We start from the raw sequence: 21,700 nt of genomic DNA, 5'->3' as shown, positions 1-21,700 counted from the left end.
GCGTCCGGAGACCCTGCGCGCGGCCGTCGGCCGCCGCAGGGTTTTTTCAATCATCGTCTTTCATCACAGGAGCCGGCATGAACCGAGTCGATGTTTTCTCGGGCCTGGAAACCCAATCCATTTCCGTCGAAGTCCTGCGGGAAAAATACGCCAAGGGCGCGGAAACCTCGATCGTCGAGATCCAGCAGCGCGTGGCGCGCGCGCTGGCCGCGGTCGAAAAGCCCAAGCAGCGCGCGCGCTACCGGGCCGCGTTCCTGGATGCGCAGCAGCGCGGGTTCATCCCCGCCGGGCGCATCAATTCGGCCGCCGGCACGGAGCTGGCCGCCACGCTCATCAACTGCTTCGTCCAGCCGGTGGGGGACTCCGTGTCCGATCCCGTGGACGGCCGGCCGGGCATCTACGACGCCCTGCAGAAGGCCGCCGAGACGATGCGCCGCGGCGGCGGGGTGGGGTACAACTTCAGCCACATCCGCCCGGCGGGCGCCATCGTCAAGGGCACGGCCTCGAAGGCCTCCGGGCCGGTGTCCTACATGCGCGTGTTCGACCGCTCCTGCGAAACCGTGGAATCGGCCGGCTCGCGGCGCGGCGCGCAGATGGGCGTGCTCGACGTCGGCCATCCCGACATCGAGGCCTTCATCGAGGCCAAGCAGACGGCCGGCGAGCTGACCAATTTCAACGTGTCGGTCAACGTCACCGATGCGTTCATGCGCGCCGTCGAGGACGACGCGCTGTTTCCCCTGACCCATGCGGCCGAGCCCTCGGACGACCTCAAGGCCGCCGGCGCCCATCGCCGCGAGGACGGCCTGTGGGTCTACCGCGAGATCCGGGCGCGCGCGCTGTGGGACCGCATCATGCAGTCCACGTACGACTACGCCGAGCCCGGCGTGCTGTTCCACGACCGGATCAACGGCGAGAACAACCTGCACTACCTGGAAACGCTGGACGCCACCAACCCCTGCGGCGAGCAGCCGCTGCCGGGCTACGGCTGCTGCTGCCTGGGCTCCATCGACCTGACGCGCTTCGTGCGCAGCCCCTTCGGCCTGCAGGGCGAGCCCTCCGTGGACTGGGACGGCCTGGCCGAGGTCGTCGCGCTGGCCGTGCGCATGCTGGACAACGTGCTCGACGCCACCGTCTGGCCGCTGCCGGAGCAGGCGGCGGAAGCCGCCCACAAGCGCCGCGTCGGCCTGGGGGTCACCGGCCTGGGCGACGCGCTGATCATGCTGAAACTGGCCTACGACAGCGAGCCGGCGCGCGCCATGGCGGCCCGCTTCGCCCGCGAGGTGGCCCATGCCGCCTACCGCGCCTCGGTCGAGCTGGCCCGCGAGCGCGGCCCCTTCCCCGGCTTCCAGGCGGGGCCCTACCTGGCGAGCGGCTTCGCCCGGCGCCTGCCCGAGGACATCCGCGCCGCCATCGCGGAACACGGCATCCGCAACAGCCACCTCACCTCGATCGCCCCGACGGGCACGATTTCCCTGGCCTTCGCCGACAACGCCTCCAACGGCATCGAGCCGCCGTTCTCCTGGACCTACACGCGCACCAAGCGCATGGCCGACGGCGGCAAGCAGGATTACGTGGTCGAGGACCACGCCTACCGCCTCTACCGCCTGATGGGGGGCGACGTGTCCGGCGCGCTGCCGCCGTATTTCCGCACCGCGCTGGAGATCTCCGCGCGCGACCACGCGCTGATGGTCGCCGCCGTCAAGGACTACGTCGACGCCGCGATCTCCAAGACCGTGAACGTGGCCGCGGACTATCCCTACGAGGACTTCAAGGACCTGTACATGCAGGCCTGGAAGCTCGGCCTGAAGGGCATCACCACCTACCGGCCCAGCGGCAAGCGCGCCGCCGTGCTGTCGGTCGCCCCGGCGGCCGACGCGCCCGCCCAGCCCGAGGCCATCTCCCTGTCCGAGGCCGACCGCCGGCTGGTGCTCAAGCGCGTCATCGAGCCGGTGCTCAACAGCCTGCGCTGGCCCAACCGCCCGCGGTTGCCGCGCGGCGCGTCCTGCTGGGCGTCGGACGCCATCGAATCCCCGGAAGGCAGCTTCGTGGTCTTCGTGTCCGACCTGCAGAACCGGCCCTTCGAGGTCTGGGTCAACGGCGCCCGTCCGCCGCGCGGCCTGGGTTCCGTGGCCAAGATGCTCAGCCTGGACATGTACACCGACGACTTCCCCTGGCTCAACCGCAAGCTGGAAGTCCTGGCCGGCACCAACGGGGGCACGGCCTTCCAGATCCTCGATCCGGAAACCGGCGAGCCGATCTGGGTGCCCTCCACCGTGGCCGCCCTGGCGCGCCTGGTGGCGTTCCGCCACCGCACCCTGGGCATCGACGCCTCGGCCCAGGCCAAGTCCGCCATGATGGAAGCCCTGATCGCGCCGCGCGAGCCCAAGACCGGCCCGGACGGGACGATGGGCTGGATCTGCGACGTCCTCAATCCGGTCACGGGCGACGATTTCGTGCTGATGGTCAAGGAACTGCGCATGCCCGACGGCTCCACCCGGCCGTATTCCGTCTGGGGCGCCGGCAAGTTCCCGCGCGCCTTCGAGGGCCTGTTCAAGCTGCTGAGCCTGGACATGCGCATCGTCGATCCGGCCTGGATCGCCATGAAGCTGCGCAAGCTGATGAACTACGCCGAACCCCAGGGCGACTTCCTGGCCCGCGTGCCCGGCGCCGACAAGTCCAGCTCCTTCCCCTCCACCGAAGCCTACATCGCCCGCCTGCTGATCCATCGCTACGCGATGCTCGGCATCCTGGACGAGCACGGCGAGCCGGTCGAGCAGATGGGGGTGGTGCAGGCCGAGTCCGACGCCGCCGCGCCCGCCCGTCCGGCCGGTCCGGCGCCCGTCATCAACGGCGCCGAGTGCCCCGAATGCCACCTGCACAGCGTCATCAAGAAGGACGGCTGCCAGTTCTGCACCCACTGCGGGTACACAGGGGCATGTGGGTAAAAAACGGATATAGAATGGTCCCCGGCCCGGGAAGCCCGGGCTCGCAACCCGTCAACCAAGAAGTGTCATGAATCACCAATACGACGTCCTGATCATCGGCAGCGGCCTGTCCGGCCTGACGGTGGCATTGCACCTGGCGGCCGACAAGAAGGTCGCCGTGCTGTCGAAAAAGGCCCTGCTGGACGGATCCAGCAACTGGGCCCAGGGCGGCATCGCCGCCGTGCTGGACTCCCAGGACAGCCATGACGAGCACATCGCCGACACGCTGGTCGCGGGCGCCGGGCTGTGCGACACCGACGCCACGCGCCACATCGTCGAGCAGGGCCGCTCGGCCATCGACTGGCTGATCGAACTGGGCGTGCCCTTCACCCCCGACCAGGGCGCCGAACTGGGCTTCCACCTGACCCGCGAGGGCGGCCACAGCCAGCGGCGCATCATCCACGCCGCCGACGCCACCGGCCACCTGGTCCAGCTCACCCTGGAGCAGCAGGTGCGGGCCCACCGCAACATCACCCTGCTGGAATACCATTCCGGGGTCGAGCTCATCACCAGCCGCATCCTGGACGGCGAGGCGCCGGGTGCCGCCCACCAGCCGGCCCGCTGCCTCGGCGCCTACGTCTACGACGAGCGCGCCGACCGCGTGCACACCATCCTGGCGCCCCGCGTCGTGCTGGCCACGGGTGGCGCGGGCAAGGTCTACCTGCACACCAGCAATCCCGACACCTCCACCGGCGACGGCATCGCCATGGCCTGGCGGGCGGGCTGCCGCGTGGCCAACATGGAATTCATGCAGTTCCACCCGACCTGCATGTACCACCCGCAGGCCAAGTCCTTCCTGATCTCCGAGGCCGTGCGCGGGGAGGGCGGGGTGCTGCGCCTGCCGGCCTCGGCCGGCCCCCAGGCGGGCGAGCGCTTCATGCAGTGGCACGACGAGCGGCTGGAACTGGCGCCGCGCGACGTGGTGGCCCGCGCCATCGACTTCGAGATCAAGAAGCGCGGCCTGACCCACGTGGACCTGGACATCAGCCACCGGCCGGCCGAATTCATCCGCGAGCACTTCCCCACCATCCACGCCCGCTGCCTGGAATTCGGCATCGACATGACCCGCGAGCCGATCCCGGTGGTGCCGGCGATGCACTTCACCTGCGGCGGGGTGGTGGTCGACATGAACGGCCGCACCGACATCCCCGGCCTGTACGCGGTGGGGGAAACGGCCTACACCGGCCTGCACGGCGCCAACCGCCTGGCCAGCAATTCGCTGCTGGAATGCCTGGTGATCGGCCGCAACGCCGCGCACGACATCGACGCCCAGCCCGCGGCGGAGCCCCTCGCCGGCCGGGTGCCGGACTGGGACGACAGCCGGGCGCGCGACAGTTCCGAGGCCGTGCTGGTCACGCACGCCTGGGACGAGGTCCGGCGCCTCATGTCCAACTACGTCGGCATCGTGCGCACGCAGAAGCGCCTGGGCCGCGCGCGCCAGCGCATCAGCCTGCTGGACCAGGAAATCGAGGCGTATTACCAGGAGCACCGGGTCACCAGCGATCTGCTGGAATGCCGCAACCTGATCCAGGTCGCCGCCCTGGTGGTGGCCGCCGCGCTGTCGCGCAAGGAAAGCCGCGGCCTGCACTACTGCCAGGACTTCCCCTGGACGCTGCCGCGGGCGCTGCCCACGGTGATGACGCCGGAAGACGGCTTCCGCTGAGACGCGGCTGCGGCGCATCCGGCCGGCTTCGGTGGCCAGGCGCGTCCGGCGCGCGGGCTGGGGCCGCGGTGGCCCCGGCTACACGATCCGCAGGGAATAATCGACGGCGCGGATGTCCTTGGTCAGGCTGCCGATGGAAATCCGGTCCACGCCCGTGCGGGCGATCGCGCGCACGGTGTCGTGGCGGATGCCGCCGGATGCCTCCAGCAGGGCGCGGCCGGCATTGAGCGCGACCGCCTCGGACAGGTCGTCCAGGCTGAAGTTGTCCAGCAGGACGGACTCGGCCCCGGCGTCCAGCGCCTGGCGCAGTTCGTCCAGGGATTCCACCTCGATCTGGATCGGGACGCCGCCCGAGACCTGCCGCGCGGCCCGCAGGGCGGCGGCGATGCCGCCGGCCGCCATGATGTGGTTTTCCTTGATCAGGATGCCGTCGTACAGGGCCAGGCGCTGGTTGCGGCCGCCGCCCACGCGCACGGCGTATTTTTCCGCCAGGCGCAGGCCGGGCAGCGTCTTGCGCGTGTCCAGGATGGCCGCGCGCGTGCCGGCGATCAGGTCCACGTAGCGGCGGGTGGCCGTGGCCACACCGGAGAGCAGCTGCAGGAAATTCAGGGCGGTGCGCTCGGCGGTGAGCAGCGCGCGCGCCGGGCCGTGCAGGCGGCAGACCACCGAGTCGGCCTCCATCCGGTCGCCCTCGGCGTAGGCCCAGTCGAGCAGGATGCGCTCGTCCACCCGGTGCATCACGGCCTCGAACCAGGGCGCGCCGCACAGCACGGCGGGTTCGCGCACGATGACGCGGGCGGCCTCGACCTGGTCTTCCGGGATCAGCAGGCCGGTGACGTCGCCCGTGCCGACGTCCTCGGCCAGGGCGCGCTCGATGTTGGCCTCGAAGGACGTCTGCAGGGCGGGCGGGAAGGGGGCGTAGGGATTGCGCAGCGTGGAGGGCGCGGGGCTCATGCGGCCCCCCTGGCATGGCGCGCCGGGTTGCGGCCGAAGGGAAAGCGGCTGTGCGTGCTCATGCCGGACCGATCCCCGAAAACAGGGCCTGCTCCTGGGCGAGGTCGGGCCCGGGGCGCGTGTCGCGGCGGCGCGCGGCGGCGAAATCCAGCATGCGGTCGATGCAGACCTTGGCCCGGCGGCCCAGGGCCGGGTCCAGGTGGACTTCGTTGCTGCCGAATTCCAGCGCGTCGGCCACGCCCTTGAGGGAATTCATGGCCATCCAGGGGCAGTGGGCACAGCTCTTGCACGTGGCGGATTCGCCGGCCGTGGGCGCGGCGATGAAAGTCTTGTCCGGCGCGGCCAGGCGCATCTTGTGCAGCAGGCCCTGGTCGGTGGCGACGATGAAGGTCGTGGCCGGCGATTCGGTCACGGCCGCCAGCAGCCGCGAGGTCGAGCCCACGACGTCGGCCTGGGCCACGACGGGGGCGGGCGATTCGGGGTGCACCAGCACCAGGGCGTCCGGGTGCTCCTTGCGCATCAGGTCCAGCTCGATGCCCTTGAATTCGTCGTGCACGGTGCAGGATCCCTGCCACAGCACCATGTCCGCGCCGGTCTCGCGCTGGATGTAGGAGCCCAGGTGGCGGTCGGGCGCCCAGAGGATCTTTTTGCCCTGGCGGTGCAGCTCGGCGACGATGTCCAGGCCGATGGAGGAGGTCACCATCCAGTCGGCCTGGGCCTTCACGGCGGCGCTGGTGTTGGCGTACACCACCACGGTGCGGTCGGGGTGCTGCGCCCGGAACGCGGCGAAGGCCACCGGGTCGCAGCCCAGATCCAGGGAACAGGTGGCGTCCAGGTCGGGCATCAGGATGCGTTTTTCGGGGGAGAGGATCTTGGCCGTCTCGCCCATGAAGCGCACGCCCGAGACCACCAGCGTGTCGGCCGCGTGATCGCGCCCGAAGCGCGCCATTTCCAGGGAATCGGAGACGCAGCCGCCGGTTTCCTCGGCCAGGTCCTGGATGTCGGCGTCCACGTAGTAGTGCGCGACCAGGACGGCGTTGCGGGATTTCAGCAGGCGCCGGACGCGGTCCTTCTGGAATTCGCGTTCCTGGGGGGACAGCGGCGGATTCACCCGGGCCCAGGCCTCGGCCACCGTATGGGTGCCGACGGCCATGTCCGGGCGGTCGAATTCGACGATTCGGGTACCTGAGGGCATGATGGTATGAAGGGGGAGAAACGGGTAGAAGACCATCATACGACAAAGCCGCCCGCATCGTCCGGCGCGCCCTTGCGCGCGAAGCGGGAATCGGGAAGAAGGAAATCCCCGGTATAATTCGCGCCACCCGTCATCGGGGAGTAGCCGACTCGCGCACAGGCCCGTCCAGGACGGCGCGCCATGCGCGGGTGCATGCGTCAACACGCTTGGCCGTCCGGCCATGGCGCGCGCGGCCCGCCGGTATCCGCATCCGCATACCCGGGCCTGGCAAGACCGCTGACTGCGTTTCCCGCCGCATGGGGCCGGCGGGGGCGTAGTCGCGTCAGCCCCCGGATGTTCCTCTTCATGGATGCCTTCCTCGTTTCCACCGGCGTGGTCGCCCTGGGTGAAATCGGCGACAAGACCCAGCTGCTCGCCATGGTGCTGGCCGCCCGCTACCACCGGCCCGTCCTGATCTGTCTGGGCGTGCTGATCGCCACCCTGGCCAACCACGCCCTGGCGGGCCTGGCCGGCCAGCTCGTGGCCCAGCTGCTCGATCCCGTCGTCCTGCAGTGGGTGCTGGGGATCTCCTTTCTGCTCATGGCCGGCTGGCTGCTGATCCCCGACAAGCTCGACGAGGCGCCCAGGCCGATGCGCGGCCTGGGCGTGTTGACGGCCACCCTCGTGCTGTTTTTCCTGGCGGAAATGGGGGACAAGACCCAGATCGCCACGGTGGCCCTGGCGGCGCGCTACGACAGCCTCGTCGCGGTCGTCGGCGGCAGCACCCTGGGCATGATGCTGGCCAACGTCCCGGCCGTGTATTTCGGCGCCCGCGCCGCCGACCGCCTGCCCGTCCGCCTGGTGCACAGCATCGCCGCCGTGCTGTTCGCGGGCCTGGGCGGCCTGACGCTGCTGCACGCCGCCGGCGGGCTGGGGGCCTGATGCTCGCCCTGGCTCTGTTCGTCCTGACGCTGGCGCTGGTCGTCTGGCAGCCGCGCGGCCTGGGCATCGGCTGGAGCGCCTGTCTGGGCGCCGGGCTGGCGCTGCTCACCGGCGTCATCCGGCCGGCGGACATCCCGGTGGTCTGGGGCATCGTCTGGAACGCCACCGGCACCTTCGTCGCGGTCGTGATCATCAGCCTGCTGCTGGAGGCCGCCGGCTTCTTCGAGTGGGCCGCCCTGCACATGGCGCGCTGGGGCGGGGGCCGGGGCGGGCGCCTGTTCGTCCTGATGGTGCTGCTGGGCGCCGGCGTCAGCGCGCTGTTCAACAACGACGGCGCGGCGCTGATCCTGACGCCGATCGTCGTCGCCATGCTGGCGGCGCTGCGCTTCTCGCCCCGCGCGACGCTGGCCTTCGTCATGGCGGCCGGCTTCATCGCCGACACGGCCAGCCTGCCGCTGGTGGTGTCCAATCTGGTCAACATCGTCACGGCGGATTATTTCGGCATCGGCTTCGCCCGCTACGCGGCCATCATGGCGCCGGTCGATCTCGCCGCCATCCTCGCCTCGCTGGCGGTCCTGGGCGGGGTGTTCCGCCGCGCCATCCCGGCGCGCTACGACGTGCAGCGGCTGCCGGCGCCGGCGACCGCCGTGCGCGACCGACCGACGTTCCGGGCGGGGTGGGGCGTGCTGGCGTGGCTGCTGCTGGGCTTTTTCGTGCTGGAGCCCCTGGGCATCCCGGTCAGCGCGACGGCGGCGGCCGGCGCCCTGGCCCTGGCCCTGGTCGCCGCCCGGGGCGGGCGCATCCCGGTGCTGCGCCGGGTGCGCGGCGCCCCCTGGCAGATCATCGTGTTCGCCCTGGGGATGTACCTGGTGGTCTACGGCCTGCGCCACGCGGGCCTGACGGGATTCCTGACGCAGGCGCTGGACTGGCTGGCCGGGCAGGGCGTCTGGACGGCCACCCTGGGCACGGGCCTGCTGAGCGCGGTCCTGTCGTCCCTGATGAACAACCTGCCCACGGTGCTGATCGGCGCCCTCTCGATCGAGGCGTCCCAGGCGCAGGGCGTGGTGCGCGAGGCCATGGTCTACGCGCACGTGATCGGCTGCGACCTGGGGCCCAAGCTCACGCCCATCGGCAGCCTGGCCACGCTGCTGTGGCTGCACGTGCTGCGCGGCCGGGACATCCGCATCGGCTGGGGGCAGTACTGCCGCATGGGGCTGGCGCTGACGCTGCCGGTGCTGGCCGCCGCGCTGGCGGCGCTGGCCTGGCGGATCGGCTGAGCGGGCGCGGCGGCGCCCGGCACCCTTCCCGCGCCGGGCGGCCGGGGGGGCGGACCTGGCGCCGCGAGGACGCATCGGAGCGGGGAGCGCTCCAGCGGAGGGCCGCCCTCAGCGGCCGGCGCCCAGCCGGCGCAGGGCGTCCGGGTCGCGTATGCGGAGGTGCCGGCCGCGCACGTCCAGGATGCGCGCCAGGTGCAGGCGGGTGAACGCGCGGCTGACCGTCTCGATCTTCATGCCCAGGTAGCGGGCGATGTCCGCGCGCGTCATCTTCAGGACGAACTCCCGCGAGGAATAGCCGCCGGCGGCCATCCGCTCCGAGATGTCCTGGAGGAAATGGGCGACGCGCTCTTCGCTGTTCATGCCGGCCAGCACCATGATCAGGCGCCGGTAATGGTTCGTCTCCTGCGCGATCGCTCTGCTGAGCTGCAGCGCCGACGGCGCATCGGCCCTGGAGCGGGCCACCAGGTCGGCAAACGGCAGGATGCACGTCAGGGAGTCTTCCAGGGCAATGGCGTCGCACGCGTAGTGTCCGGTGTCTATGCCATCGAGGCCCAGCAGTGCGCCGGCGATGGGAAACGACGCGATCTGCTCCATGCCGGCGCTGTTGGTGATGCGCAGCTTCATCGAGCCCGCATACAGCTGGTACAGATTGGCGAAGGCGTCGCCGGCACGGTACAGGGACTGCCCCCGATGGACGATGCGGCGCGTGACGCCGCCGGCCGGGGAGGGCGGCCGGCCGCCATTCGCACGGCTGGCGACCGCCGTCTTCGGGTTGCGGCATAGCCCGGGGACCAGGCAGGCGCCCGTGGCGGCCAGTTTGCATGGAGCGGGAGAAGCGGGGCCGGGTCCGGATGGACGAGGCATGCGCGCCATCGGCGGAACCGGAGGGCTTGCGTCGAAATTCTCCATTGCACCATCCCCCATGAACCGCCCGATCCTGCTGGATCCCGAGGGATCGGGCAGGCGGATTCATCGCCGCGAGCCACAGGTCGGACATGCTGCAATTCTACGCCGGCCCGCCGGCGCGAAAAAGACCGTCAGGGAACGAGGACGGCCGCGCCGTCGATCCGTCCCTGCCGCAGATCGTCCAGCGCGCGGTTGGCGTCCCGCAGGGCGTAGGGGGTCGTCTTGGGCGCGATGCCGATCCGCCCGGCCAGTTCGAGGAATTCCCGGCCATCGCGCCGGGTGAGGTTCGCCACGGAGACGAGTTCCCTTTCCCCCCAGAGCAGGCGGTAGGGCATCGAGGGGATGTCCGACATGTGGATGCCGCCGCACACCACCCGGCCGCCCTTGCGGACGGCGCCCAGCGCCGCCGGCACGAGCGACCCGACGGGCGCGAAAATGATGGCGCCGTCCAGCGGCACCGGCGGCAGGGCATCCGAGCCGCCGGCCCAGGCCGCGCCCAGGGATCGCGCCAGCGCCTGGCTCTGCTCGTCCCCGGGACGCGTGAAGGCGTGGAACGCCCTGCCTTCCCAGCGGAGCACCTGCGCGACGAGATGCGCGGCCGCGCCGAAGCCGTACAGGCCGACGTTCCGCGCCGCGCCCAGCGCGCGCAGGCAGCGCCAGCCGATCAGGCCGGCGCACATCAGGGGAGCCAGCTTGACGGGGTCGGCATCCGGAGGCAAGGGAAACACATAGGCGGCGTCCGCGATCACGTGGCTCGCGAATCCGCCATCGCGCGTATGGCCGGTGAACGCGGCCGATTCGCAGAGGTTCTCGCGGTCTTCCCGGCAGTACGCGCAGACGCCGCACGTGCCCGCCAGCCACGCCACTCCGACCTGCGTGCCCGGCGCGATGCCGGCGACGCCGGACCCGGCTGCCTCGACGATCCCGACGATCTCGTGCCCCGGCACGATGGGCACCCGCTGGTCCGGCAGTTCTCCATCCACGACGTGCAGGTCCGTGCGGCACACGGCGCAGGCTTCGACGCGCACGCGCACCTCTCCAGGCCCGGGAGAGGGAATGTCCCGTTCCTCGAAGCGCAGGTCCCGCCCCGTCCGATGCAGGACCATCGCCTGCATGCGATGCCGTTCCGCTGTCATGGCTGCCGCTCCTCATTGAAGCCCGCCGGCGCCCGGAAAATGCGGATTCCCGGGGCGGCGGGGCGCTAGTGCGAAAACAGGATCGGAACGGTCATCGATTGCAGCAGGGTCTTGGACGTGCCGCCCAGGATCCATTCGCGCACGCGGCTGCGGTTGTAGAGGCCCATGACGATCATGTCGCAATCGTAATCCGTGGCCGCGTTCAGGATGGCATTGCCGACTCCGACGCCTTCGCTCATCGTGTGCACGGTCCGTGGCGCGGGATAGCCATGCGCGGCGCAGTAGGCCGCCAGGTCTCCCGGCTGGATGTCCAGCGCCCGCAGCATGTCCGGCTGCGGATCGACCGTCAGGACGGTGAGCTCGGATGCCTCGCGCAGCAGCGGAGCGGCATCGGCCAGCGCCCGCGCGGCCCGGCGGCCGTAATCCCAGCAGAAAAGCACCTTCCGGCCGATGGGCCGATGTGCGTCTCCGATGTAGGGGGCGACCAGCACGGGCCGCCCGGCCGCCGTGATCACGGAATCGACCACGCTGGGCGGTATGGCCCAGTTCGCCTGCGCCGTGTCCGTCTGGCTCATGATCAGCAGATCGCATGAACGGGCATGCGCCGCCAGGGCTTCCTCGATGGGGCTCTGGGGCATCCGGCATTGGGCCTGGATGCCCGCCAGCGCGGCCTGCTGCAGGAAATGGGTCTTGGTCTCGATTTTTTCCTGCGTGGATTGCTCCTGCAGCTTGGCCAGGATCTGCTGCGAAATGCCGCCCTCGTCGTAGATGTACCGCGGGAGGGGCGGATCGGTGCAGATGCCGATCAGCTCGGCCTTGTGGCGCGCCGCCAGCTGGATGGCCAGCTGCACGCGGCGCGCCTGGTTGGCGTCCTTGGTCAGGTCGAGGGCAATACGTTCGAGCATGGCGGCCTCCTGTCGGCGAAGCAATCGGATCTCGAAATCCAATCTACGCCTGCGGCGGCCGTTCGACGTTGACATGACGCAATGTCCCGACGGGATGCCCCCCGCGAGGCATCGCACCGGGCTCCTCCATTCCGCCCCGAGGTATATATTTTTCCATATGGATGATAGGAATATTTCATTCATAAAAATATGACATAGACGTGATTCAACCCTAGAATATTCAGCAGTTCTTCTCGCGAAAAGATCTCCACAAAATCCCTCAGGAGACTGCTTTGAAATACCATCACCACGGCTACGTTTCGTCCGACCCGCGCATCCAGCCGCCGGCCGGCGTCGGCATCGACCGCCCCGAGGATCTGCCCGACCAGGTGGACGTCCTCATCGTCGGCGCGGGGCCGGCCGGCATGATCGCGGCGGCCCAGCTGTCCCAGTTTCCCGGCATCGTCACCCGCATCGTCGAACGCAGGGCGGGACGCCTGGAAATCGGCCTGGCCGACGGCATGCAGAAGCGCAGCATCGAGACCTTCGAGGCGTTCGGCTTCGCGCAGCAATTGATCGCCGAGGCCTGCCAGGTCACCGAAACCGCATTCTGGAAGCCCGATCCCGCGCAGCCCGAAAACATCGTGCGCGTGTCCCGCGTCGACGAGGACCCGCAGAACGTCAGCGAATATCCCCACCTGACGGTCAATCACGCCCGGGTACTGGACTACTTCGCCGAATTCATGGAAAACGCCCCCACGCGCATGAAGCCGGATTATGGCTACGAGTTCGTGGGCCTGACGGTCGCCGATGAAGGCGACCATCCCGTGACGGTCACCTTGAAGCGCAGCACGGGCGACCAGGCCGGCGAGGAGCGCGTCGTGCGCGCCCGCTACGTCCTCGGGTCGGACGGCGCCCACAGCGGCGTGCGCAAGGCCATCGGCCAGACGCTGCGCGGCGTGTCGTCGAACCACGCCTGGGGCGTCATGGACCTGCTGGCCGACACCGATTTCCCGGACATCCGCACCAAGTGCGCGATCCAGTCCGAATCCGACGGCAACATCCTGCTGATCCCGCGCGAGGGCGGCTTCCTGTTCCGCGTCTACGTCGATCTGGGCGACGTGGCGCCGGACGACGGCGGCGCCATCCGCCGCACGCCGGTCGAGCAGATCATCGCCCGGGCGCAGCGCATCTTCCATCCCTACCGGCTGGACGTGCGCCACGTGGCCTGGCACAGCGTGTACGAAGTGGGCCACCGCCTGTGCGACCACTTCGACGACGTGCCGCCGGAGCAGGTGGGCCGCCGCATGCCGCGCGTCTTCATCGCCGGGGATGCGAGCCATACCCACAGCGCCAAGGCGGGGCAGGGCACGAACGCCTCGATGCAGGACGGCTTCAACCTGGGCTGGAAGCTCGGCCACGTCCTCGAGGGCCGCAGCCCCGCCGGCCTGCTCGACACCTATTCCGCCGAGCGCCAGAAGGTCGGCCAGTCGCTCATCGACCAGGACCTGCGCTGGGCGACGCAGATGGCCAAGTCCGCGGAAGCCTTCGCCTCGCATGCCGAGTTCGAGCAGGCCTACCTGCGCATCACCGAATTCGCCCAGGGCTTCATGACCCAGTACGAGCCTTCGATGATCACGCTGGCGGACAGCCGCCAGGCGCTGGCCACGGGCTATCCGGTCGGCAAGCGCTTCCGCTCCGCCGAGGTGATGCGGGTGGCCGACGCCAACCGCCTGCACCTGGGGCACGAGGCCCGCGCCGACGGCCGCTGGCGGATCTACGTGTTCGCCGACGCGGCGCGCGCCGGCGAGGACTCGCCGCTGGCGACCCTGGGGCGCTGGCTGGACGAGTCCCCCGATTCGCCCATCCGGGGCTACACGCCGGCCGGCCTGGACGAGAACGCCTGGTTCGACGTCAAGGTCGTCTACCAGCAGGACCACACCGCGGTGGACATCGGCGCAGTCCCCCGGGCGTTCCTGCCGCGCGTCGGCCCCTACCAGCTGACCGATCTGGAAAACGTCTACGCGGCGCTGCCCGACCAGGACATCTTCCAGCTGCGCGGCATCGACCGGCAAGGTGCTATCGTGATCGTGCGCCCCGACCAGTACGTCGCCGGCGTGCTGGCACTGACGGACACCGACGCACTGGCGGGCTTCCTGCGGACCTTCGCCATCCGGCAGCGATGACGGCGGCAACGAATTTCGTCAACCAAGGAGAGAGACAATGAAACTGCGCACAATCCTGGGCGTCGCGGCCCTGTCCATCGGCGGGGTGGCGCTCGCGCTGCCGGTCCAGGCCAGGGATCTGAAGATCGGCCTGGTCCTGTCAGTGTCGGGGCCGTATGCGGACTACGGCAAGCAGATCCAGAACGGCATCGAGACCTTCATCGCCCAGCATGGCGACACGGTGGCCGGCCGCAAGGTCACGCTGATCGTCAAGGACGACACCGGCATCGCGCCGGCGGTGGCCAAGCGCCAGGCCCAGGAACTGCTCATCAAGGACAAGGTCGACATCCTCGCCGGATTCGACCTGACGCCCAACGCCTTCTCGGTCGCCCCTCTGGCCACCGAGGCCAAGGTGCCCATGATCGTGATGAACGCCGCCACCTCCTCGATCACCGAGAAGTCGCCCTACATCGTGCGCGTTTCGATGACGCTGCCGCAGAGCTCCTGGGCCATCGCCCAGTGGGCCGTCAAGAACGACATCCGTTCGGCCTACATCCTGGTGGCGGACTACGGCCCCGGGCACGACGCCCAGGAGCAGTTCAAGAAGACTTTCACCGGGCTGGGCGGCAAGGTGGTGGGCGAGGTCCGCACGCCGGTCAACACGCCGGATTACGCGCCCTTCCTGCAGCGCGTGAAGGACAGCCGGCCGGATGCGCTGTTCTTCTTCGTGCCGCCGGGCAGCTCGATGGTGGCCCTGGCGAAGAACTTCCGCGAGATGGGCCTGGACAAGCTCGGCATCAAGGAAATGGGCCCCGGCGACATGACCGACGAAAATTCCCTGCCGGCCCTGGGGGACAACGCGCTGGGCATGATCACCGCCTTCCATTATTCGACCGCGCACGATTCGCCGGCGAACAAGGCCTTCGTCGCCGCCTACGCCAAGGCCCATCGGGACAGTGCGAACTTCATGTCGGTGGGCGGCTATGACGGCATGCAGCTCATCTACAAGGTCCTGGAGAAGACCGGCGGCGACGCGAGCGGCGACGCCTTCATCGCGGCCGCCCGGGGCCTGAAGTGGGAAAGCCCGCGCGGCCCCGTGCAGATCGATCCCGACACCCGCGACATCATCCAGAACGAATACATCCGCAGGCTGGAGCGGGTCGATGGCGAACTGCGCAACGTCGAATTCGCCACCTTCGAGGCCGTGAAGGATCCGGGCAAGCAGAAGTAGCCGTGAGACCGTCCCGTGCCGCCGGCGTGCCCCGCGCCGGCGGCGCGCCGCCTTCCAGGAGCCCGTCATGGGTAGCGATTGGACCGACCGCATCCGCCTGCGCAACCTCAGGTTCCTGCTCAGCCTGGCCCAGACGCGCAATCTCAGCCACTCGGCGGCCGCGCTGCACACCACGCAGCCCGGCCTGTCGAAATGGCTCAAGGACCTGGAAAGCGACGTCGGCCTGACGCTGTTCGAGCGCCACGCCCGCGGGCTGACACCCACGGTGCACGGCCAGGCGCTGATCGCGCACGCGCGCCGCATCGAGGCCCAGCTCGACCGGGCGGCGGCCGACATGAACATCCTGCGAGAGGGCGGGGCGGGGCGCGTGGCCCTGGGGGCCTCCGGCGTGGCGGCGACCGAGGCCGGGCCGCTCGCCGTGCTGGAAATGGCCGCGCGCATGCCCACCCTGCGCATCGACCTGGTCGAAGGCACCATGGACCTGCTGCTCAATCTGCTGAGCCAGGGCGACCTGGACATCGTCATCGGCCGCACGATGGAAGACGATGCGAGCCTGGCCGGCTTCGATGCCGAACTCCTGTACACCGAGCCGGTCGATCTGGCGGTGCGCCGCGACCACCCCCTGATCGGCCGCGCCGAGATCGGCTGGGACGACGTCCGGCAGTACCGCTGGGTCGTCTGGCCGCGCGGATCGCCGATCCGCAAGGCGCTGGAGACCGCGCTGGCCGCGGCGGGCCTGAGTCTGCCGCCCAATTACATCGAATCCAACTCCGTCATCGCCAACATCGCGCTGCTGAGCAACAGCGACGCGATCGGCGTCGCCTCGCACCGTTCGGCCAGCGCGCTGGCGGACATGAACCTGCTGCGCATCCTGCCGCTGAAGCTGCAGGTCTTCGGCTCGGTGTCGATGTACTGGCGGCGGGACGAATACCGCCCGAAAGCGGTGGAACTGGCGCTGGACTGCATCCGCCACGTGCTGCGCGAGCCTGGCGCGGTTCAGTGATTTCCCTTATATTCTCACTGGATAAGAATACAAGACAAGAAATTATCAAAAAATATTTATGATGGGCTTCATTCCGTGCGGGACAGGGGGGGCCGGCCAAGGATCCGCCTCGTGCCGCCACGGTTTCGCCGCCAGCCATTTCCTCCGCGAGGGCCCATCCGCATGCAAGAAGATCACGCCGTGGCCAAAGGCAGCGCAGAGCGGGTCCTGCACGTCCTGGCGACGCTGGCCCGGCTCGGACGCGGCGCCACGATCGCCGAATTGATGGACCTGACGGGCCTGGCGCAAAGCACGCTGTACCGCCAGCTGTCCCTGCTGCGGCGCTGGGGCTTCGTGATCGGACGGGACAACGAATTCTCGCCCGGACCGATGTGCGTGCCCCTGGCCTGGGGATTCGACCAGTCCTCGTTCCTCACGCTCGAATCCCACGAAAGAATGGAAGCCCTGTCGAACCTCAGCGGGGAATCGATCGGGCTGCTCATGGCCGTCAAGCACCAGATCGTCTGTCTCGACATGGTGGAAAGCCGGCATCCGCTGCGCTGCTCCTTCGTCAAGGGACGGATGCTGCCGCTGTGCAAGGGCGCCTCGGCCAAGGCGCTGCTGACGTTCATGCACGTCGAGCGGCGGCGCGCCGTGCTGGATCAATTGCAGCGCGACCAACTGCTCGACGATGCCGCGCGGGCCGACCTGGAACACCAGCTGGAGCGGATCCGCATCCAGGGATACGCGGTCACCAACGGCGAAGTCGACGCCGGCGTCTGGGGGGCGAGCGCGCCCCTGTTCCAGCATGACGGCCATGCCGCCGTAGCCGTCATCACCCTGATGGCGCCTTCGCTGCGGGCGCAAGGACAGGAAGAACGATTCATCGAGATGATCGTGCGCGGGGCGGCGCACATTTCATCGCGGCTGCAGAGCCTTTGACCCGAGACAAGCCCACACACCGAGGAGACTCTCCATGAAATTTTCCCAGACCTTCCGAATCACCCTGTTGGCCCTGGCGCTGGGCGGCGCGTCCGCCGCCAGCCAGGCGGCGTCCGACACCATCCGCGTGGTGACCGACCCGACGTTCCCGCCCATGGAAATGACCGTGGACGGCAAGCGGACGGGCTTCGACATCGAGCTGACCGAGGCCCTGGCCCAGGCCATGGGCAAGAAGATCGCCTGGACCGACATCGACTTCAAGGGGCTCATCCCCGCGGTGCTGTCCGGCCGGGCCGACGCCGCCATGTCGGCGATCTACATCACGGACGCGCGCAAGCAGGCCGTGGACTTCACGGATCCGTACTATGCCGGCGGGCTCGTGGTGCTGACCAAGAGCGGCGGCCCGATCAAGACGCTGAAGGACCTGGACGGCCGGCGCGTCACGGTGCAGGTCGGCACCAAGTCCGTGAACTACATGCAGCAGCACTATCCCAAGGTGCAGCGGGTCGAGGTGGAGAAGAACCAGGAAATGTTCAACCTGGTGGACATCGGCCGCGCGGACGCGGCGGTGACCGGCAAGCCGGCCGCCAAGCTGTTCGCGCAGCAGAATCCCGGCTTCACGGTGTTGGACGAGCAGATCACGACGGAGGAATACGGCATCGCCGTGAGCAAGAACGAGCCCGGGCTGACCAAGGACCTGAACCAGGCGCTCAAGACCATCCAGGCCAACGGCGTGTACCAGCGCCTGGTCGACAAGTGGTTCGAGGGGAAGAAATGAACCTGGACTTCACGCCCGCGCTCGCCGGCTGGGAAGACCTGCTGCGTGGCACCTGGGTGACGGTGGAGGTCACCGTGTGCGCGCTGCTGCTTTCCTGCTGCCTGGGCCTGCTGATCGGCATCGGCCGCCTGAACCCCCGGCGCAGGATCGTCTACAAGGCATGCAGCGTCTACCTGTCCTGCTTCCGCGGCACGCCGCTGCTGGTGCAGCTCTTCATCTGGTTCTTCGGGCTGCCCCGCTTCGGCATCCTGCTGCCGGCCTTCGTCTGCGGGGTGCTGGGCATGGGCATGTATTCGGCCTCCTACGTCTCTGAGGTCGTGCGCGGCGCGATCCAGTCCGTGGACAAGGGGCAGATGGAGGCGGCCCGGTCCCTGGGGATGTCCTCGGCCCAGGCCATGGCCAAGATCATCCTGCCGCAGGCGGTCGTGCGCATGATCCCGCCGCTGGGCAACGAGTTCATCGCCCTGATCAAGAATTCGGCGCTGGTTTCCCTGGTCACCATCCACGACGTCATGCACGAGGGCCAGAAGATCATCAGCGTGTCCTACCGCTCGCTGGAGGTCTATCTCGTGATCGCGCTGATCTACTGGATCCTCACCAGCGCCACATCGAAAATCCTGCGCCGCGTCGAGCTGCGTCTGCAGGCCGGAGGCATGGTGCAATGAGTACGTCCGACGTCATGATCAGGATCCGCGATCTCCACAAGTCGTATGGCGACAATGCGGTCCTGAAAGGAGTCGACCTGGAGGTCGACCGGTCCCAGGTCGTGGTCGTCATCGGCCCCAGCGGCTCGGGCAAGAGCACCTTGCTGCGCTGCTGCAACGGCCTGGAGGTCGCCGAGCGGGGCACCATCGAACTCTGCGGCGAGCGCCTGCTCGACGAGGGCGCGCTGATGCCCGAAAAGGCCCTGAACCACCTGCGCACCCGCGTGGGCATGGTGTTCCAGTCCTTCAACCTGTTCCCGCACCTGACCGTGCTGGAGAACGTCACCATCGGCCCGCGCACCCTGCGGGGCGCTTCGGCCGCGCAGGCCGACGAAAAAGGGCTGGCGCTGCTGACCAAGGTCGGGCTCGCATCCAAGGCCCGGGCCATGCCCAACAGCCTGTCGGGCGGGCAGAAGCAGCGGGTGGCCATCGCCCGGGCGCTGGCCATGGAGCCGGAGGTCATGCTGTTCGACGAGCCCACCTCGGCGCTGGATCCGGAACTGGTCGGCGAGGTCCTGCAGGTGATGAAGCTGCTGGCCAAGGAAGGCATGACGATGATGGTCGTCACCCATGAAATGGGCTTCGCCCGGGAAATGGCCGACACCGTGGTCGTCATGGACTACGGCCGGGTCATCGAGGCGGACCGCCCGGACGTCATCTTCCAGCAGCCCAGGCACGAGCGCACCCGCTCGTTCCTGCAGGCGGTACTCAGCAAGGGTCCCATGGAGGCGGGCGCATCATGAGCGACACACTCTGGACGGGGCGCGACGACGCGTCCGAAAGCGGGGACACCCGCCGGCTGCACCAGATCGTGCGCACCGGGCTGGACGGCTGCGGGGCGGGGGACGCCGTCCTGCTGGGCTTCGCCAGCGACGCGGGCGTGCGGCGCAACCACGGCCGTCCGGGCGCCGCGAAAGGGCCCGGGGCGATCCGGCGCATGCTGGCGAACCTGCCCGCGCACGACCTGGAACGTTTCTGGGACGCGGGCGACGTGGTCTGCGAGGGCGACGCGCTGGAAGAAGCCCAGCGGGCGCTGGCGCGCAAGGTCGCCGCCGTGCTGGACGCGGGCGCGCGTCCCGTCACGCTCGGCGGCGGGCACGAGGTCGCCTGGGCCAGCTTCCAGGGGCTGGCCGCCCATCTGGAAGGAGAGGGCGGGGCGCCGCCGCGCATCCTGGTCGTCAACCTGGACGCGCATTTCGACCTGCGCACCAGCCGGCCGGGGTCGTCGGGGACTCCTTTCGACCAGATCCTGGAATACGGCCGCGACCACGGGCTGCCCATCCGCTACGCGTGCCTTGGCGTGTCGCCCGTGGGCAATACCCGGGGGCTGTACGATCACGCCCGGGCACTGGACGTCTTTCACGTCGAAGACATGGACATGCAGGAGCGCCACCTGCCCGAACGCCTGCGGCAGATCGACGGCCTGCTGGCCGAGGCCGATCTGGTCTACCTGACGATCGACCTGGACGTGCTGCCCGCCGGCGTGGCGCCCGGCGTGTCGGCGCCCGCCGCCCTGGGCGTGCCCCTGAGCGTCGTGGAGGCCTGCGTGCTGGCGGTCAAGAAGAGCGGCAAAGTGCGCCTGGCCGACATCGCGGAGATGAACCCGGACCACGACGTCGATCACCACACGGCCCGCGCCGCCGCCCGGCTGGCCTGGCATCTGCTGAGGCCCTAGCGGATTCCGAAGGCATCCCCGTCATGTCGATGTCCCGCGGCGGATCGGCCGCGACCTGGCTGCGCTTCATCCGCGCCGCCGAGCTGCGCAAGAGTCCCTGGAAGAACGGCGGCGGCGTCACGCGCGAGATCGCGGTCCATCCCGCCGGAGCAGGCATGGACGATTTCCTGTGGCGCGTCAGCGCCGCCGACGTCGCGGCGCCCGGGCCGTTCTCGCACTGGGAGGGTGTCGACCGCGTGCTGCTCGTCACCCGGGGCGGCCCGATCCGCCTGATCCAGGAGCGCACGGAACGCGCCATCATCCTGCCGGCCGGCCAGGGCTTCCGCTTCGCCGGCGAGGAGCCTTACCGCTGCGAACTGCTCGCCGGTCCCGTGCGGGATTTCAACCTGATGCTGCGGCGCACGAAGGCGCAGGGCCACGCGCAGGCGTTCCACGGCGCGCTCGCCCGGCGCCTCGCCCCGGGACATTGGCTGTGGCACGGCTGGCGCGGAGCCTACGAGGTGGACATGCCCGGCCGCCTGAGCCGCGGCGTGCTGGAAGCCGGCGACACGCTGCATCTTTGCGTGGCGGCGGGCGACCGCCCGATCCTGAGGCTGACGCCGAAATCCCGCGACGCCTGCCTGATCGCCGTGCGGATCGAGACCGCTTGAATTGCCGGCGCGAACGGCGAAAAGTCAGCCGGGTTTCCCGTTTTTCCGCGGGTACGGCGCTCCGCCTTCGTTCTCCCAGCGCTGCGCGCAATCGCAGGCCTCGATCGGCTCGCCGCACTGCGGGCACAGCGGCTGCGATTCCCGAAGACGTTCGGGAGTCTTGCGTGCGGCATCCGGACGGGTGTCTTTCTCTGTCATGGCGTCGGCCTCCGGTAGCGGTCAAGGGCGCGTCATCGATGCCGCGCATCGCGGAGTGCAGCGAGCCGGGTCCAGAGCACGGCAAGCACCGTGATCGGCCACAGGAAGATCGTGAACAGGTAGACCAGGGGATAGCCGATGAATCCATCGGCCCACCGGTCGTCGATGTCGACGAAGAAGAGGATGTAGGCCAGCATGACCAACGATCCGATGACGACCCAGATCAGCATGAACGACATGGCGTCCCTCCGCGGCGCTGAACGCGTCTACTTGGAAGTGTGCGCCGGTTGGCGCCGCAAGTCCAGCGTGCGTACAAATAAAACTCAGTCGCTTGAATGTTCCGTAATCCATTGACTAATAAGTCGTCCCTGAAAAATTCATTTGTCCTGTTTCAGGCCGAATTTCCGGCGATCCGAGGCCACGGATTTCGATAGGGCAGGCAGCCCACCGGATCA

The 21,700-nt window shown here is 69.1% G+C and carries 20 protein-coding genes and 1 riboswitch; of the genes, 13 read left to right on the top strand and 7 right to left on the bottom strand.

Features of this window, described 5'->3' with window-relative positions; genetic code table 11:
- The first annotated feature begins 77 nt into the window (after window positions 1–77).
- Window positions 78–2,945, top strand: a complete 2,868-nt coding sequence (locus HNR28_RS13980; protein ID WP_151024227.1) for an adenosylcobalamin-dependent ribonucleoside-diphosphate reductase — start codon at window positions 78–80, stop codon at window positions 2,943–2,945.
- A 67-nt stretch (window positions 2,946–3,012) separates the two neighbouring features.
- Window positions 3,013–4,647 carry an L-aspartate oxidase gene (gene nadB / locus HNR28_RS13975; RefSeq protein ID WP_151024228.1) on the top strand — a complete coding sequence of 545 codons (1,635 nt, stop codon included), beginning with the start codon at window positions 3,013–3,015 and terminating at the stop codon, window positions 4,645–4,647.
- Window positions 4,648–4,725: 78 nt separating this feature from the next.
- On the opposite strand, the gene nadC is transcribed toward nadB, so the two are convergent.
- Together nadC and nadA are read right to left on the bottom strand one after the other, a co-directional pair.
- Window positions 4,726–5,601 carry a carboxylating nicotinate-nucleotide diphosphorylase gene (nadC, locus tag HNR28_RS13970; RefSeq protein WP_151024229.1) on the bottom strand — a complete coding sequence of 292 codons (876 nt, stop codon included), beginning with the start codon at window positions 5,599–5,601 and terminating at the stop codon, window positions 4,726–4,728.
- A gap of 58 nt (window positions 5,602–5,659) precedes the next feature.
- Window positions 5,660–6,796 (bottom strand): quinolinate synthase NadA, encoded by a 1,137-nt coding sequence (gene nadA, locus HNR28_RS13965; protein WP_043686762.1) that lies wholly within the window; start codon window positions 6,794–6,796, stop codon window positions 5,660–5,662.
- Window positions 6,797–6,919: 123 nt separating this feature from the next.
- A riboswitch (yybP-ykoY riboswitch) is annotated at window positions 6,920–7,062 on the top strand.
- 79 nt (window positions 7,063–7,141) lie between these two features.
- Between nadA and HNR28_RS13960 the strand changes: the two genes are divergently transcribed.
- Both HNR28_RS13960 and HNR28_RS13955 read left to right on the top strand, forming a co-directional pair.
- Complete coding sequence (locus HNR28_RS13960) at window positions 7,142–7,717, top strand: TMEM165/GDT1 family protein (protein WP_043686760.1); 576 nt, start codon at window positions 7,142–7,144, stop codon at window positions 7,715–7,717.
- Window positions 7,717–8,994, top strand: a complete 1,278-nt coding sequence (locus tag HNR28_RS13955) for an arsenic transporter (RefSeq protein WP_409360337.1) — start codon at window positions 7,717–7,719, stop codon at window positions 8,992–8,994. Before HNR28_RS13960 ends, HNR28_RS13955 begins: the two co-directional genes overlap by 1 nt.
- A 108-nt stretch (window positions 8,995–9,102) precedes the next feature.
- Here the strand turns inward: HNR28_RS13955 and HNR28_RS13950 are convergent, their stop codons facing one another.
- The 3 genes from HNR28_RS13950 to HNR28_RS13940 all read right to left on the bottom strand — a co-directional run bounded on the left by HNR28_RS13950 (window position 9,103) and on the right by HNR28_RS13940 (window position 11,941).
- On the bottom strand, window positions 9,103–9,858 hold the full coding sequence (locus HNR28_RS13950) for a helix-turn-helix domain-containing protein (RefSeq protein WP_084330841.1): 756 nt from the start codon (window positions 9,856–9,858) through the stop codon (window positions 9,103–9,105).
- Window positions 9,859–10,031: 173 nt separating this feature from the next.
- Entirely contained in the window at window positions 10,032–11,036 is a 1,005-nt protein-coding gene (locus HNR28_RS13945; protein ID WP_409360338.1) for a zinc-dependent alcohol dehydrogenase family protein, read from the bottom strand.
- A gap of 65 nt (window positions 11,037–11,101) precedes the next feature.
- Window positions 11,102–11,941, bottom strand: a complete 840-nt coding sequence (locus HNR28_RS13940) for a universal stress protein (RefSeq protein ID WP_052355769.1) — start codon at window positions 11,939–11,941, stop codon at window positions 11,102–11,104.
- A gap of 272 nt (window positions 11,942–12,213) precedes the next feature.
- On the opposite strand from HNR28_RS13940, the gene HNR28_RS13935 reads away from it, so the two are divergent.
- The 9 genes from HNR28_RS13935 (at window position 12,214) to HNR28_RS13895 (ending at window position 21,047) form a co-directional block, all read left to right on the top strand.
- Window positions 12,214–14,106 (top strand): FAD-dependent monooxygenase, encoded by a 1,893-nt coding sequence (locus HNR28_RS13935; RefSeq protein WP_151024231.1) that lies wholly within the window; start codon window positions 12,214–12,216, stop codon window positions 14,104–14,106.
- A 37-nt stretch (window positions 14,107–14,143) separates the two neighbouring features.
- A complete protein-coding gene (locus HNR28_RS13930; RefSeq protein WP_151024232.1) occupies window positions 14,144–15,316 on the top strand; it encodes an ABC transporter substrate-binding protein in 1,173 nt (390 codons plus the stop codon).
- A 67-nt stretch (window positions 15,317–15,383) separates the two neighbouring features.
- Window positions 15,384–16,319, top strand: a complete 936-nt coding sequence (locus HNR28_RS13925) for a LysR substrate-binding domain-containing protein (RefSeq protein WP_043682600.1) — start codon at window positions 15,384–15,386, stop codon at window positions 16,317–16,319.
- Between the two features lie 162 nt (window positions 16,320–16,481).
- A complete protein-coding gene (locus HNR28_RS13920) occupies window positions 16,482–17,240 on the top strand; it encodes an IclR family transcriptional regulator (protein ID WP_151024233.1) in 759 nt (252 codons plus the stop codon).
- Window positions 17,241–17,274: 34 nt separating this feature from the next.
- Window positions 17,275–18,018, top strand: a complete 744-nt coding sequence (locus tag HNR28_RS13915; RefSeq protein WP_043682595.1) for a transporter substrate-binding domain-containing protein — start codon at window positions 17,275–17,277, stop codon at window positions 18,016–18,018.
- Complete coding sequence (locus HNR28_RS13910) at window positions 18,015–18,683, top strand: amino acid ABC transporter permease (protein WP_043682593.1); 669 nt, start codon at window positions 18,015–18,017, stop codon at window positions 18,681–18,683. Before HNR28_RS13915 ends, HNR28_RS13910 begins: the two co-directional genes overlap by 4 nt.
- Window positions 18,680–19,465 (top strand): amino acid ABC transporter ATP-binding protein, encoded by a 786-nt coding sequence (locus HNR28_RS13905; RefSeq protein WP_043682590.1) that lies wholly within the window; start codon window positions 18,680–18,682, stop codon window positions 19,463–19,465. Before HNR28_RS13910 ends, HNR28_RS13905 begins: the two co-directional genes overlap by 4 nt.
- Entirely contained in the window at window positions 19,462–20,397 is a 936-nt protein-coding gene (gene hutG, locus HNR28_RS13900; RefSeq protein ID WP_151024234.1) for a formimidoylglutamase, read from the top strand. The genes HNR28_RS13905 and hutG overlap by 4 nt, the downstream gene beginning before the upstream one ends.
- Window positions 20,398–20,420: 23 nt before the next feature.
- Complete coding sequence (locus HNR28_RS13895) at window positions 20,421–21,047, top strand: HutD/Ves family protein (RefSeq protein ID WP_052355768.1); 627 nt, start codon at window positions 20,421–20,423, stop codon at window positions 21,045–21,047.
- Window positions 21,048–21,071: 24 nt separating this feature from the next.
- On the opposite strand, the gene HNR28_RS13890 is transcribed toward HNR28_RS13895, so the two are convergent.
- On the bottom strand, window positions 21,072–21,245 hold the full coding sequence (locus tag HNR28_RS13890; protein WP_158386271.1) for a hypothetical protein: 174 nt from the start codon (window positions 21,243–21,245) through the stop codon (window positions 21,072–21,074).
- 32 nt (window positions 21,246–21,277) lie between these two features.
- A complete protein-coding gene (locus HNR28_RS13885; protein ID WP_151024235.1) occupies window positions 21,278–21,484 on the bottom strand; it encodes a hypothetical protein in 207 nt (68 codons plus the stop codon).
- Window positions 21,485–21,700: the final 216 nt, after the last annotated feature.

Source organism: Castellaniella defragrans, from assembly GCF_014203015.1.
Lineage (GTDB): Bacteria > Pseudomonadota > Gammaproteobacteria > Burkholderiales > Burkholderiaceae_B > Castellaniella > Castellaniella defragrans.
Note: the sequence above shows the minus strand (reverse complement) of the source record. Positions and strands in the feature narration are given on the sequence as shown.

Excerpts from the sequence above, each read along its gene's own strand:
- HNR28_RS13980 (WP_151024227.1), top strand. The coding sequence starts at position 78 with ATGAACCGAGTCGATGTTTTCTCGGGCCTGGAAACCCAATCCATTTCC.
- nadB (WP_151024228.1), top strand. The coding sequence starts at position 3,013 with ATGAATCACCAATACGACGTCCTGATCATCGGCAGCGGCCTGTCCGGC.
- nadC (WP_151024229.1), bottom strand. The coding sequence starts at position 5,601 with ATGAGCCCCGCGCCCTCCACGCTGCGCAATCCCTACGCCCCCTTCCCG.
- nadA (WP_043686762.1), bottom strand. The coding sequence starts at position 6,796 with ATGCCCTCAGGTACCCGAATCGTCGAATTCGACCGCCCGGACATGGCC.
- HNR28_RS13960 (WP_043686760.1), top strand. The coding sequence starts at position 7,142 with ATGGATGCCTTCCTCGTTTCCACCGGCGTGGTCGCCCTGGGTGAAATC.
- HNR28_RS13955 (WP_409360337.1), top strand. The coding sequence starts at position 7,717 with ATGCTCGCCCTGGCTCTGTTCGTCCTGACGCTGGCGCTGGTCGTCTGG.
- HNR28_RS13950 (WP_084330841.1), bottom strand. The coding sequence starts at position 9,858 with ATGCCTCGTCCATCCGGACCCGGCCCCGCTTCTCCCGCTCCATGCAAA.
- HNR28_RS13945 (WP_409360338.1), bottom strand. The coding sequence starts at position 11,036 with ATGACAGCGGAACGGCATCGCATGCAGGCGATGGTCCTGCATCGGACG.
- HNR28_RS13940 (WP_052355769.1), bottom strand. The coding sequence starts at position 11,941 with ATGCTCGAACGTATTGCCCTCGACCTGACCAAGGACGCCAACCAGGCG.
- HNR28_RS13930 (WP_151024232.1), top strand. The coding sequence starts at position 14,144 with ATGAAACTGCGCACAATCCTGGGCGTCGCGGCCCTGTCCATCGGCGGG.
- HNR28_RS13925 (WP_043682600.1), top strand. The coding sequence starts at position 15,384 with ATGGGTAGCGATTGGACCGACCGCATCCGCCTGCGCAACCTCAGGTTC.
- HNR28_RS13920 (WP_151024233.1), top strand. The coding sequence starts at position 16,482 with ATGCAAGAAGATCACGCCGTGGCCAAAGGCAGCGCAGAGCGGGTCCTG.
- HNR28_RS13915 (WP_043682595.1), top strand. The coding sequence starts at position 17,275 with ATGAAATTTTCCCAGACCTTCCGAATCACCCTGTTGGCCCTGGCGCTG.
- HNR28_RS13910 (WP_043682593.1), top strand. The coding sequence starts at position 18,015 with ATGAACCTGGACTTCACGCCCGCGCTCGCCGGCTGGGAAGACCTGCTG.
- HNR28_RS13905 (WP_043682590.1), top strand. The coding sequence starts at position 18,680 with ATGAGTACGTCCGACGTCATGATCAGGATCCGCGATCTCCACAAGTCG.
- hutG (WP_151024234.1), top strand. The coding sequence starts at position 19,462 with ATGAGCGACACACTCTGGACGGGGCGCGACGACGCGTCCGAAAGCGGG.
- HNR28_RS13895 (WP_052355768.1), top strand. The coding sequence starts at position 20,421 with ATGTCGATGTCCCGCGGCGGATCGGCCGCGACCTGGCTGCGCTTCATC.
- HNR28_RS13890 (WP_158386271.1), bottom strand. The coding sequence starts at position 21,245 with ATGACAGAGAAAGACACCCGTCCGGATGCCGCACGCAAGACTCCCGAA.
- HNR28_RS13885 (WP_151024235.1), bottom strand. The coding sequence starts at position 21,484 with ATGTCGTTCATGCTGATCTGGGTCGTCATCGGATCGTTGGTCATGCTG.